Source organism: Intestinibacillus massiliensis, assembly GCF_900155735.1.
GTDB lineage: Bacteria > Bacillota > Clostridia > Oscillospirales > Butyricicoccaceae > Intestinibacillus > Intestinibacillus massiliensis.
The window spans coordinates 20,910-32,288 of sequence record NZ_LT707057.1; the positions used below are offsets into that span (position 1 = coordinate 20,910).

Here is an 11,379-nt window from a genome sequence, read left to right on the forward strand (position 1 = left end):
CCCCCGGTTTACTCCGTGTCCCCGGGCAGCAGCGCCGCGACAAAGTCCCCGCGGTTAAAGTCCATCAGGTCGTCCAGGCCTTCGCCTACGCCGACCAGCTTGACCGGCACGCCCAGCCCCGCGGAAATCGCGATGACGATGCCGCCCTTGGCCGTGCCGTCGAGCTTCGTCAGCACGATGCCGGTGAGCGCCGCGGCCTTATTGAACTCCTCGGCCTGGTGCACCGCGTTCTGCCCGGTCGTCGCATCGAGCACAAGCAGCGTCTCCCGGCCGGAATCCGGCAGCTCGCGCGTCAGGATGCGGTCGATCTTGGCAAGCTCGTTCATCAGGTTCTGCTTATTGTGCAGGCGGCCCGCCGTGTCGATGATGATGACGTCGCAGCCGCGCGCCTTGGCCGCCGCGACCGCGTCGAACACGACCGCGCCCGGGTCGGCCCCCTCGCCGTGGCGCACGATATCCGCGCCCGCGCGCTGCGCCCAGATTTCCAGCTGATCCGCCGCCGCCGCGCGGAAGGTATCCGCCGCCGCCAGCATGACCCGCTTGCCCTCGGACACGTAGCGCGCCGCCAGTTTGCCGATCGTGGTCGTCTTGCCCACGCCGTTGACGCCGATCACCAGCACGACCGCGGGCTTGCCCGAAATATCGAGCGGCGTGTCCTCCTGCATCATGCCCGTGAGGATGTCGCGCAGCACCCCGCGCAGCTCCCCGGGGGTATTGATCTTCTGCCGCTTGGCGCGCTGCTCAAGCTCCGCCGTGGCCTTGGCCGCCACGCCCGCGCCCAGGTCTGCAAGGATCATCGCCTCCTCCAGCTCCTCGAGCAGGTCGGCGTCGACCTTGACGAAGGTCGACATCACGTCGTTCATTTTTTCAGTGACCGCTTCGGTCGTCTTTTTCAGCCCTTGCTTGATCTTATCAAAAAAACCCAAGATATCCGCTCCTTTTTCCCGGTTCCCGTTTACTTGATCCTGATGCCCAGCCGCTGCTCCGCCTCCGCGAGGTTCAGCATCAGCAGCTTGGACACGCCCTGTTCCTGCATGGTCACGCCGTACAGCATATCCGCTTCCTCCATCGTGCCGCGCCGGTGCGTGATGACGATGAACTGCGTGCTGCCCGTGAGCCGGCGCACATATTTCGCAAAGCGCACGACGTTCACGTCGTCGAGCGCGGCCTCGATCTCGTCGAGCACGCAGAACGGCGTCGGCCGCACCTTGAGGATCGCAAAATACAGCGCGATGGCGACAAACGCCTTTTCCCCGCCCGAAAGCAGCGTAATGGTCTTGAGCGCCTTGCCCGGCGGGGATACGCGGATCTCGATGCCGCAGTTCAGGATATCCGACGTGTCGGCAAGCCGCAGTTCCGCGTGGCCGCCGCCGAAAATCTCCCGGAAGGTCTCCCCGAAATAGGCGTTGAGCTTGGCAAACTCCGAGGCGAAAATCTCCTTCATATTGACCGTCAGCTGGTCGATCACCTTGTAAAGCTCGGCCTGCGCCCGCTCCAAGTCTTCCTTCTGCCCGCCGAGGAAGGTATAGCGCCCCATCAGCTCCTCAAACTCCGCGACCGCGTCCAGGTTGACGTTGCCCAGCGCGCGCATGCGCGCCTTGAGCGCCGCCGCGTCCTTCTCCGCCTGGGCGGGGTCGGGCAGCGGCNCACCGACAGGATGTCGCGCAGTTCCGCCAGCTTTTTCGCGTTGTGCGACGCCAGAACGAACTCCATTACAGTTCCCCCGTGATCTTCTTCTGCTCGCGGCACAGCTTTGCCGTGCCCTTGCGGCCGAGGGAAAGCAGCTTTTGCAGCTCGTCCTTCTTAAACGGGCGCCCCTCGCCGGTGCCCTGCACCTCGACGAATTCGCCGTCGCCCGTCATGACGATGTTGCAGTCCACGATCGCGTGGGAATCCTCGGCGTAATTGAGGTCGAGGACGGCCTCGTCCTCATAGATGCCCGCGCTGACCGCGGAAACCTGCGTGCGCAGCGGCATCTTTTTGAGCACGCCCGCGTCCACCAGCTTCTTGCAGGCCAGCCACAGGGCGACAAAGCCGCCCGTGATGGACGCGCAGCGCGTGCCGCCGTCCGCCTGGATTACGTCGCAGTCCACGATGATCGAGCGCTCGCCGAGCGCCTCCATATCGGTCACCGCGCGCAGGCTGCGGCCGATCAGGCGCTGGATCTCCGCCGCGCGGCCGTTCAGCTTGAGCTTTGCGATATCGCGCTTGGAGCGCGTATTGGTCGCGCGCGGCAGCATCGCGTATTCCGCCGTCACCCAGCCCTTGCCGGTGCCGTACACATGCTGCGGCACCTTGTCTTCTATCGTCGCATTGCAGATCACCTTGGTGTTGCCGACCTCGATGAGCACCGAGCCTTCGGCGTGCATCGTGTAATTCGGCGTGATCTTGACCTTGCGCATCTCGTCGTTCCTTCTCAAATCCGGTCTTGCCAAAAAAGTATCTCCTTTCAACTATGCAAACGGGGCGTCCCCCGGTTTACTCCGTGTCCCCGGGCAGCAGCGCCGCGACAAAGTCCCCGCGGTTAAAGTCCATCAGGTCGTCCAGGCCTTCGCCTACGCCGACCAGCTTGACCGGCACGCCCAGCCCCGCGGAAATCGCGATGACGATGCCGCCCTTGGCCGTGCCGTCGAGCTTCGTCAGCACGATGCCGGTGAGCGCCGCGGCCTTATTGAACTCCTCGGCCTGGTGCACCGCGTTCTGCCCGGTCGTCGCATCGAGCACAAGCAGCGTCTCCCGGCCGGAATCCGGCAGCTCGCGCGTCAGGATGCGGTCGATCTTGGCAAGCTCGTTCATCAGGTTCTGCTTATTGTGCAGGCGGCCCGCCGTGTCGATGATGATGACGTCGCAGCCGCGCGCCTTGGCCGCCGCGACCGCGTCGAACACGACCGCGCCCGGGNGCGGGCGCAGACCCCGCTGTCCTGCCGCGCTTTTTCCGTGTCTTCCCCGACCCGCGCAAGGGCGCGCAGCCAGAGCGATACCTCGAGCACGCGCAGCTCATCGCGCAGCAGCAGGTATTCCTTGGCCTTGGCGGCCTGCCGCTCGAGCGGCGCTTTCCGGCCTTCCAGCTCCGCGTATACGTCGCGGATGCGCACAAGGTTTTCCTCCGTCGCCGCAAGCTTGCGCTCGGCCTCCTCCTTGCGGTAGCGGAATTTGGTAATGCCCGCGGCCTCCTCGAAAATTTCGCGACGGTCCTCGCTCTTTAAGGAAAGGATTTCGTCGATGCGCCCTTGCCCAATGATCGAATAGCCGTCGCGACCCAGGCCGGTGTCCATGAACATCTCATGGATATCTCGCAGCCTGCAATGCTTTTTATTGATATAATATTCGCTTTCACCCGAACGGTAGTACCGGCGGGTGACCATAATCTCGGTAAATTCGGAACGGAAAATCCCGTCCTCGTTGTTCAGGATGAGCGACACCTCGGCAAAGCCGACCGGGCCGCGCCGCGTGGTGCCCCCAAAAATAACATCCTCCATCTTGGCGCCGCGCAGGGAGCGTGAGGACTGCTCGCCCAGCACCCAGCGGATGGCGTCGGAAATGTTGGATTTGCCGCTTCCGTTCGGGCCGACGATGGCCGTCATGCCGCCCAGAAACTGTATTTCAGTTTTGTCGGGGAAGGACTTGAAGCCCTGCAAATGCAAGCTTTTAAGAACCATGCGGCACCTCTGAGCAATTTATAATATATTAGTTTACCACCATGCCCCCTGTAAATCAATGCGCCCGGCGCCTGAATTTGCGGATTGTTCACAAAAACCGCCCACATGTACGCTTATCCGCCGCTTGCTGTAAAGGCCATTCCCATTACAGCGAGGCCGTCCTCCCCGCGCACGCGTACGCGCACGCCGGGGAATTCCCGCCCGAGCCGCGCAAGGTTGCCGCGCTTCTGCCCGACCGCCTTGGACACGTCGCCCGCGGGCACGGAAAACACCGCGTCCCCCCTTTGGCCGCGGTACGGCGCCAGCAGGGCCGCCATGCGCCGGTAATAGGCCTCGTTCCAGGCAAGCTCCCCCATTGCAGGATGGTAAGCGCCCGCCACGACCTCCGCGCCCAGTTCCTCCGTCGGGTTCAGGCCGACGCGCAGCACCGCGATCCCCGCTTCCGTAAAGGTTTCGAGCATGTCCGCGCACCGCGACGCGGCCTGCGCGACCGTCAGGGGCGTGTACGTCCCGGCGCGCCACATATCGTAGAGCACCGTGCCGGGCAGCACGGCGACGGGGTAGATGCGCACCCCGTCCGGCCGGAGCGCCGCCGCGCGCCGCGCCGTTTCCCGCCCGGCTTCTCGGGTGTCGCCCGGCAGCCCGGCCATGAGCTGCAATACGACGGAAAAACCGTGCGCGCGCAGCAGCGCGGCCGCCTGCACGGTATCCTGCGCGGTATGCCCGCGCCCGGCCTGGCGCAGCACCCCATCGTCCATGGACTGCGCGCCGAGTTCAACGGTACCCACGCCGTAACGCCGCAGCCGCGCGCACACCCTTGCATCAATACAGTCCGGCCGTGTCGACAGGCGGATGCCCGAGGCCAGCCCGTCCCGCACGCAGCCCTGCGCCGCCGCGAGCAGCGCCTCCTGCAGGCTCTCCGCGACCGCGGTGAAGCTCCCGCCGTAAAATGCAAGCTCCGGCGTGCGCAGCCCGTCCCGCCGCGCGCCCTCCGCCAGACGGCGCACCTCGTCCGCCGTCACCGGCGCGGCCTGCCCCGCGATGGCGCGCTGGTTGCAAAACACGCATCGGCACGGGCAGCCGAGGTGCGGCACAAATACAGGCAGTATCGCCTTTTTCGCCATGTCCATCCCCCCTTCCAGGCAATAAAAAGGGGCGGAAGTGCCCCTTCCGTCCCCGGTTGCTTACTGCCCCATCAGCGCGAGCGCCTGCTTTGCAGCCATCTGCTCGGCCTCTTTTTTGCTGCGCCCCGTGCCCGTCGCAAAGACGTTGCTGTTCAGCAGCACTTCCATGGTAAACTGCTTGTCGTGATCCGGGCCGGACTCCCCGGCTAGCCGGTATTCCAGCGTTTCCTGCTTGCTCTTCTGGACGATCTCCTGCAGCATGGTCTTATAGTCCTTGAACACGCCGCCGTGCCGCGCCTCCTCGGCCTTGCGGGGCACGAAATCCAGCACGAACTTGCGTGCAGGCTCGATGCCGCCGTCCAGGTAGATCGCGCCGAGCAGCGCCTCTGTGGCGTCCGCGAGGATGGACGGGCGCTGCCGCCCGCCGCCGGTCTCCTCGCCGTGCCCCAGGCGGATCTCCTTGTCAATCCCGAGTTCCTTGGCAATTTCGCACAGGGTCTGCTCGCACACCACCGCCGCGCGCAGCTTGGTCAGCTCGCCTTCGGGCAATTCGGGGTAATGGTTGAACAGGTAATCGGCCGTCACGAAGCCGAGTACGGAATCGCCAAGGAACTCCAGCCGTTCGTTGTGCTGCAGGTGGCGTTCCCTGTGTTCGTTCGCGTAGGACGAATGCGTCATCGCCTTGCGGTACAGCACGATATTTTGAAATTTGTAGTCCGATTTATCCATATGCGCGCCCCTTCCCTTTATAAAGATGCACGAGCCCATAAATGGGCTCGTGTCAGTGTGTATCCCGTCATTATTATTCCGCGTCGCCGCCGATCACGCGCACCGCGTCCGAAACCGTTTTGATGCCCATCGCGGTCTCCTCGTCGATCGTACCGACGTCAAACTCCTCTTCGAGCGACATCATCAGCTCGACCAGGTCGAGCGAATCGGCGCCCAGGTCCTCAACAAAGGACGTATCCATCGTAATCGTCTTCGGGTCTACGCCGAACTGCTCCGCGAGCAGCTCACACAGTTTGTCAAATACCATGCTGTCACCTCCCTGGCGTCCAAGTCTGCGGTTCTATAAATCTGATGATAGAGTGTGCAGAGTGTGATGTCAAGGGGGCGTTTAAATTTTTGTCGCGCCAGGCGACAAAATAACAACGTTTTATTCGGCTTTTCCCACAGTCATATATTCGATGTTCTGCTGTACGGCCTCGATCATACCGCTTTGCGTGTAGGCGATAGCCTGGCGCACCGCGTTCATGAACGCGGTTTCGTTCGAAGAGCCGTGCGCCTTGATGACCGGGCGCGCGACGCCGAGGAAGGGCGCGCCGCCGATTTTATCCTGGTTAAACTGCTCCTGGAAGGCGTCCATGCCTTTCTTGCAGGCAAGGTAGCCCAGCTTTGTCATCAGGCTGTGCAGGAACACCTGCTTGATCTCGCCGCCCATAAACTTGGCCACGCCCTCCAGCGTCTTGAGCAGGATATTGCCGGCAAAGCCGTCGCACACCGCGACGTCGCACTCGCCGAACGCCACGCCGCTGCCCTCGACGTTGCCTACGAAGTTGATGCGCCCCGCATCGCCCGCCGCCCTAAGCAGCGCGTAGGTCTCGCGGCGCAGCGGGTCGCCCTTGGTGTCCTCGGTGCCGTTGTTGACCAGGCCGACGCGCGGCTTTTTCAGCCCCGCCATGCGCTCCATGTACAAGCTGCCCATAAAGGCGAACTGTAACAGGTATTCCGGCGTGCACTCGGTATTCGCGCCCGCGTCCACCAGCATGACCTGCCCGCCGCGGCACGGCATCATCGGCGCGAGCGCCGCGCGGCGGATGCCCTTGATGCGCCCGCCGTACAGGGTCGCGCCGGAAAGCAGCGCGCCGGTGTTGCCCGCGGAAACGACCGCGTCGCCCTCGCCCTTTTTCAGCATTTTCAGCGCGACGGCCATCGAGGATTCCGGCTTGTGCCGCAGGACGGTCGCCGGGTCGTCGTGCATATCCACTACGTCTGGCGCGTGGACGACGGTCAGCTTGCCGCCGGGCAGCGCGCCGTCCCAGCGGCGCTCCCGCAGGATGCCGTTGATGGTATCCTGGTCGCCGACCAGGATAATCTCCTCCTTGAAGGCCTGCGCAGCCATGGCCGCGCCGGTGACCGCGGCCAGCGGCGCGTTGTCGCCGCCCATCGCGTCAAGGATGATCTTCATGTCAAATTTCCCCCTTTAGGCTGTCGATCACGGCGAGCGCCCGCTCGGCAATCGCCATGTTTTTCTCCTTTTTGCCCTTGACCCGATAGCCGAGCGGCGCCAAGATGCCGAAATTGATATTCATAGGCTGGAATTTGGTAACCGTCCCGTTGGAGACATAGCGCCCGAGCGCGCCGATCGCCGTGGTGTCCGGGAAATCCGGCGCGGGGCGGCCAGACAGCGCGCAGGCCGCCGCCAGCCCTGCCAGGAAGCCGGAGGCGTCCGACTCGATATAGCCCTCCACGCCGGTCACCTGCCCGGCGAAGCGGATGCGCGGGTCGGCGCGCAGTTCAAAATTATGCCCCAGCAGGCGCGGCGAATCCAGGAACGTGTTGCGGTGCATCACGCCGTAGCGCACAAACTCCGCGTCCTTCAGCGCCGGGATCATGGAAAACACGCGCTTCTGCTCGCCGAATTTCAGATGCGTCTGACAGCCGACCAGGTTGTACAGCGTGCCCTGCGCATTGTCCCGGCGGAGCTGGAGCACGGCGTAGGGGTCGCGCCCGGTCCTGGGGTCGGGCAGGCCGACCGGCTTGAGCGAGCCGAACAGCAGCGTATCGTGCCCGCGCCGCCCCATGACCTCGACCGGCATGCAGCCTTCAAACACCTTGGCGTCCTCAAAGCCGTGCACGGGCGCTTCCTCCGCTGTGGTAAGCGCCTCCCAGAACACGTCAAACTGCGCGCGGTCCATGGGACAGTTGATATAGTCCGGCGTGCCCTTGCCGTAGCGCGCCGCAAAATAGGCGTTCTCCATGTCGATGGATTCAAAGGTGACGATCGGCGCGGCCGCGTCGTAAAAGTGCAGGAAATCGCCGCCCACCAGCTTGTGGATATGCGCGAACAGCGCGTCCGAGGTGAGCGGGCCGGACGCGACCACGACCGCCCCCTCCGCGGGGATCTCGGTCACCTCGCCATGCGCGACCGTAATGTTGGGATGGCGCCGCACCTCTTCGGTGACCATGCGGGAGAAGGCCTCCCGGTCGACCGCGAGCGCGCCGCCCGCCGGGGTCTGCGTCGCGTCCGCGCAGCGGATAATCAGCCCGCCGAGGCGGCGCAGTTCCTCCTTGAGCAGCCCGGCCGCGTTCGACAGGTCGCCCGAACGCAGGGAGTTGGAGCATACCAGCTCGGCAAAATCGTCCGAGTGGTGCGCGGGGCTGCGTTTTTCCGGCTTCATTTCACACAGGGTGACCGCGACGCCGCGTTCCGCGAGCTGCCACGCGGCCTCGCAGCCCGCAAGCCCCGCGCCGATGACGGTAGCTTTAGCCTGCATCCGCCCCACCCCCGTTTTCCGCCGCCTTTTTCCGCGTCGTCGTCTTTTTCGCCGCCGTCGCCTTGTTCGTGGCCGCCGCCTTTTTGGCGGCCGGCTTGGCCGCGGCCTTTTTGCCGTCCGCCGCCGTCTTCCCCGCCGCTTTTTGGGCGGGCGTTTTCTTCGCCGTGGCCCTCTTCGCGGCCTTCTTGGCTTCCTTCTGCTCGGCCTCTTCCTTTTCCTTCTGCGCCGCGCGCTCCGCAGCCTTGGCCGCGCGCGCTTCCCGGCGCAGGCGGTTCTTTTCGGCCTCCTCGGGCGATACGCCCTCCTTGACCAGCTCGGAATAGCCGCAGCCCTCCCGCAGGCACACGTCGCGCACCTCCTTGGAGTCGCGGTCGGTATGGCGGAACAGGGACGAGTCGCAGGTCGGGCACTGGGTCTTGAGCGGCTTATCCCAGGTGATAAACTGGCACTCGGGGTACTTGTCACAGCTGTAGTACACATAGCCGCGCGCCGACTTCTTCTTGACGACCTTCGCGCCGCACACTGGGCAGGCCGCGCCGGTATCCTCGGTGATGGGCTTGGTATTCGTGCATTCCGGATAGCCCGGGCAGGCGAGGAACTTGCCGAAGCGGCCGGATTTGATGACCATATTGCGGCCGCACTTGTCGCAGATCACATCCGTGACCTCGTCCTCGATCTTGATGCGCTGCCCTTCGAGGTCGACCTCCGCCTGCTGCAGCGCGGACTCAAAGCCGCCGTAGAAATTGTGCAGGAGCTGGATATAGTCGAGCTTCCCGGCTTCGACCTCGTCGAGCTCATGCTCCATGTTCGCGGTAAACTCATAATCCGCAACCGACTTGAACTTGTCGACCAGCAGGCCGGTCACGCCCTCGCCCAGCGGGGTCGGGCGCAGCGCCTTGTTCTCCTTGGCCACGTAATCGCGGTCGAGGATCGTGGAAATCGTCGGCGCGTAGGTGGACGGGCGGCCGATGCCGCGCTCCTCCATCGCCCGGATGAGCGACGCCTCGGTATAGCGCGCGGGCGGCTGCGTGAAGTGCTGCGCAGGCTCGACCTTCTCCGCCGTCAGCGCGTCGCCCTCGTCAAAGGGCGGCAGCGCCTTGCCCTCGCCCTTGTTGTCCTTCTTCTCGTCGTCCGTCGATTCGACGTATACCGCCGTAAAGCCCGGGAAGGCGACCGTATAGCCGCTCGCGCGGAACACATAGCCCTCGCTCAGGATATCGGCGGAGACCGTGTCCAGGATCGCGTCCGCCATCTGGCAGGCCACGAAGCGCGACCAGATCAGCTTGTATAGCTTGTACTGGTCGGGGCTGAGCGAGCCGCGGATCGCGTCCGGCTCAAGGCTGACGTTCGACGGGCGGATCGCTTCATGCGCGTCCTGCGCGCCGCCCTTGGTCTTGAATACGCGCGCCTTCCCCGGGTAATACTGGTCGCCGTATTTCGCGCGGATAAAGTCCGCCGCCGCCGCGGTGGCCTCGTCGGCCAGGCGGAGCGAGTCGGTACGCATGTAGGTGATCAGGCCGGTGAGGCCGACCTCGGGCAGTTCGATGCCTTCATAAAGCTCCTGCGCCACGCTCATGGTGCGCCGCGGCGTCATATTGAGCTTGCGGGAGGCCTCCTGCTGCAGGGTCGAGGTGATAAAGGGCGCGGGCGCGGACTTTTTCTTCTTGCCGCGCTTGACCGTGCCGACCGTAAACGGCTTGCCCGTCACGGCCTGCACGACCGCCATCGCCTGCCCCTCGTTTTTCAGCTCGGCCTTGCCGTCCCGGTCGCCGTAAAAGCGGGCGGTGAATACGCCCTGGGCGGCGGTGTGCAGCGTGGCCTCGATCGACCAGTATTCCTCCGGCACAAAGGCGCGGATCTCGTTCTCCCGGTCGACGACCAGGCGCGTCGCGACCGACTGCACGCGCCCCGCGGACAGGCCGCGCTTGACCTTGCGCCACAGGAAGGGCGAAAGCTGGTAGCCGACCACGCGGTCCAGGATGCGGCGCGCCTGCTGCGCGTTGACCAGGTCGATATCAATATCGCGCGGGTGCTCGATGCCGTATTTGACCGCGTTTTTGGTGATTTCGTTAAAGGTCACGCGCTGGCTGCGGCTGTCGCCCAGCATCAGCAGCTCCTTCAGGTGCCAGGAGATCGCTTCGCCTTCGCGGTCGGGGTCAGTTGCGAGATAAACGAAATCGCAATCGTCCGCAGCCTCGCGCAGTTCGTTGATAATTTTATCTTTACCCTCGATCGGGATATATTGCGGTTTAAAATCGTGCTCGATGTCCACGCCCATCTTCTTCTTGGGCAGGTCGCGCAAATGCCCCATGGACGCTTTGACGACGTAATCCGTACCCAGGTATTTGCCGATGGTCTTGGCCTTGGCCGGGGACTCGACGATGACCAGCTTTGACATTAGGGTTGTCCTCCGTTACTCTGTGTGAATTGCTTGCCCTCACTGATAGGCTGCGGCGGCGCGCAGGCGGCCGCCCTCCCGGGACAGGACGCCGTCCAGTTCCAGCATGGTGATGGTTGCGGTGACGCGCGCCGTCGGCTGCCCCACGGCGTCGATTACCGCGTCCACCGTGTCCGCGCCGGCCTGTACCGCCCGGATGACCGCGCGTTCCTCATCGGTCAGGTGCGCGGGGAGCGCCGCCTTGGCGGGCGCTGCCGGCGGTNGCGACGCCGCCTGCTGTTTCGTCAGGCCGGGCACTTCGGCAACCGCGGCGCTGCCGGCTGCATAAGCCTGCTCCGCCGAACCAAAGTGCGCGAGCAGCGCCGCGATCTGGTGGGGGCGGAACGGCGCGCGCGTGGCGAGCCACAGCCAGTGAAGTCGTGCGGACATGGGCAGCCTCCTTTTCCATTCATGTTATGTCGTTTCAGGCGTTTTTACGCGCCATTTCCCACATCAGGATGGCGGCCGCCACGCCCGCGTTCAGCGACTCGGCGCGCCCGTCCATCGGGATGATGATTTTTTGGTCGCAGGCGGCAAGCGTTTCCGCAGATACGCCGCGCCCCTCGTTGCCGATGGCGACCGCGCACCGGGAAAGCGCGGCCTGCTGCACGGGCAGGCTGCCCTCCGCCAGCGCGGTGGCATAGACCGGCAGCCCGGCGGCG

At 64.5% G+C, this 11,379-nt stretch carries 11 protein-coding genes and 2 pseudogenes; all 13 read right to left on the reverse strand.

Going from position 1 to position 11,379, the window contains the following annotated elements; translation table 11 throughout:
- Positions 1-8: 8 nt before the first annotated feature.
- A complete protein-coding gene (gene ftsY / locus CZ203_RS06025) occupies positions 9-926 on the reverse strand; it encodes a signal recognition particle-docking protein FtsY (RefSeq protein WP_087065251.1) in 918 nt (305 codons plus the stop codon).
- Between the two features lie 29 nt (positions 927-955).
- Entirely contained in the window at positions 956-1,591 is a 636-nt protein-coding gene (locus CZ203_RS06030) for a coiled-coil domain-containing protein (protein WP_087065252.1), read from the reverse strand.
- Between the two features lie 121 nt (positions 1,592-1,712).
- The gene (gene rph, locus CZ203_RS06035; RefSeq protein WP_087065250.1) at positions 1,713-2,435 is read right to left on the reverse strand and encodes a ribonuclease PH; all 723 of its coding nucleotides are present in this window, start codon (positions 2,433-2,435) and stop codon (positions 1,713-1,715) included.
- Positions 2,436-2,478: 43 nt separating this feature from the next.
- A pseudogene (locus CZ203_RS06040) lies at positions 2,479-2,898 on the reverse strand (signal recognition particle-docking protein FtsY); the annotation flags it as partial.
- 20 nt (positions 2,899-2,918) lie between these two features.
- A pseudogene (locus CZ203_RS06045) lies at positions 2,919-3,659 on the reverse strand (chromosome segregation SMC family protein); the annotation flags it as partial.
- Between the two features lie 113 nt (positions 3,660-3,772).
- Entirely contained in the window at positions 3,773-4,783 is a 1,011-nt protein-coding gene (locus tag CZ203_RS06050) for an elongator complex protein 3 (protein WP_159456389.1), read from the reverse strand.
- A gap of 60 nt (positions 4,784-4,843) precedes the next feature.
- Positions 4,844-5,512, reverse strand: a complete 669-nt coding sequence (rnc, locus tag CZ203_RS06055) for a ribonuclease III (RefSeq protein WP_087065255.1) — start codon at positions 5,510-5,512, stop codon at positions 4,844-4,846.
- 73 nt (positions 5,513-5,585) lie between these two features.
- The gene (gene acpP, locus CZ203_RS06060) at positions 5,586-5,819 is read right to left on the reverse strand and encodes an acyl carrier protein (protein WP_087065256.1); all 234 of its coding nucleotides are present in this window, start codon (positions 5,817-5,819) and stop codon (positions 5,586-5,588) included.
- A gap of 120 nt (positions 5,820-5,939) precedes the next feature.
- On the reverse strand, positions 5,940-6,971 hold the full coding sequence (plsX, locus tag CZ203_RS06065) for a phosphate acyltransferase PlsX (RefSeq protein ID WP_087065257.1): 1,032 nt from the start codon (positions 6,969-6,971) through the stop codon (positions 5,940-5,942).
- 1 nt (position 6,972) lies between these two features.
- Positions 6,973-8,280 carry a methylenetetrahydrofolate--tRNA-(uracil(54)-C(5))-methyltransferase (FADH(2)-oxidizing) TrmFO gene (gene trmFO / locus CZ203_RS06070; protein ID WP_087065258.1) on the reverse strand — a complete coding sequence of 436 codons (1,308 nt, stop codon included), beginning with the start codon at positions 8,278-8,280 and terminating at the stop codon, positions 6,973-6,975.
- Positions 8,270-10,678: a type I DNA topoisomerase gene (topA, locus tag CZ203_RS06075; RefSeq protein WP_087065259.1), complete on the reverse strand. Its 2,409-nt coding sequence runs from the start codon at positions 10,676-10,678 to the stop codon at positions 8,270-8,272. The genes trmFO and topA overlap by 11 nt, the downstream gene beginning before the upstream one ends.
- Positions 10,679-10,717: 39 nt before the next feature.
- The gene (locus CZ203_RS06080) at positions 10,718-11,107 is read right to left on the reverse strand and encodes a DprA-like winged helix domain-containing protein (protein ID WP_087065260.1); all 390 of its coding nucleotides are present in this window, start codon (positions 11,105-11,107) and stop codon (positions 10,718-10,720) included.
- Positions 11,108-11,141: 34 nt separating this feature from the next.
- Positions 11,142-11,379, reverse strand: a 238-nt coding sequence (locus CZ203_RS06085) for a TrmH family RNA methyltransferase (protein WP_143436155.1), incomplete at its 5' end; no start/stop codon positions are given.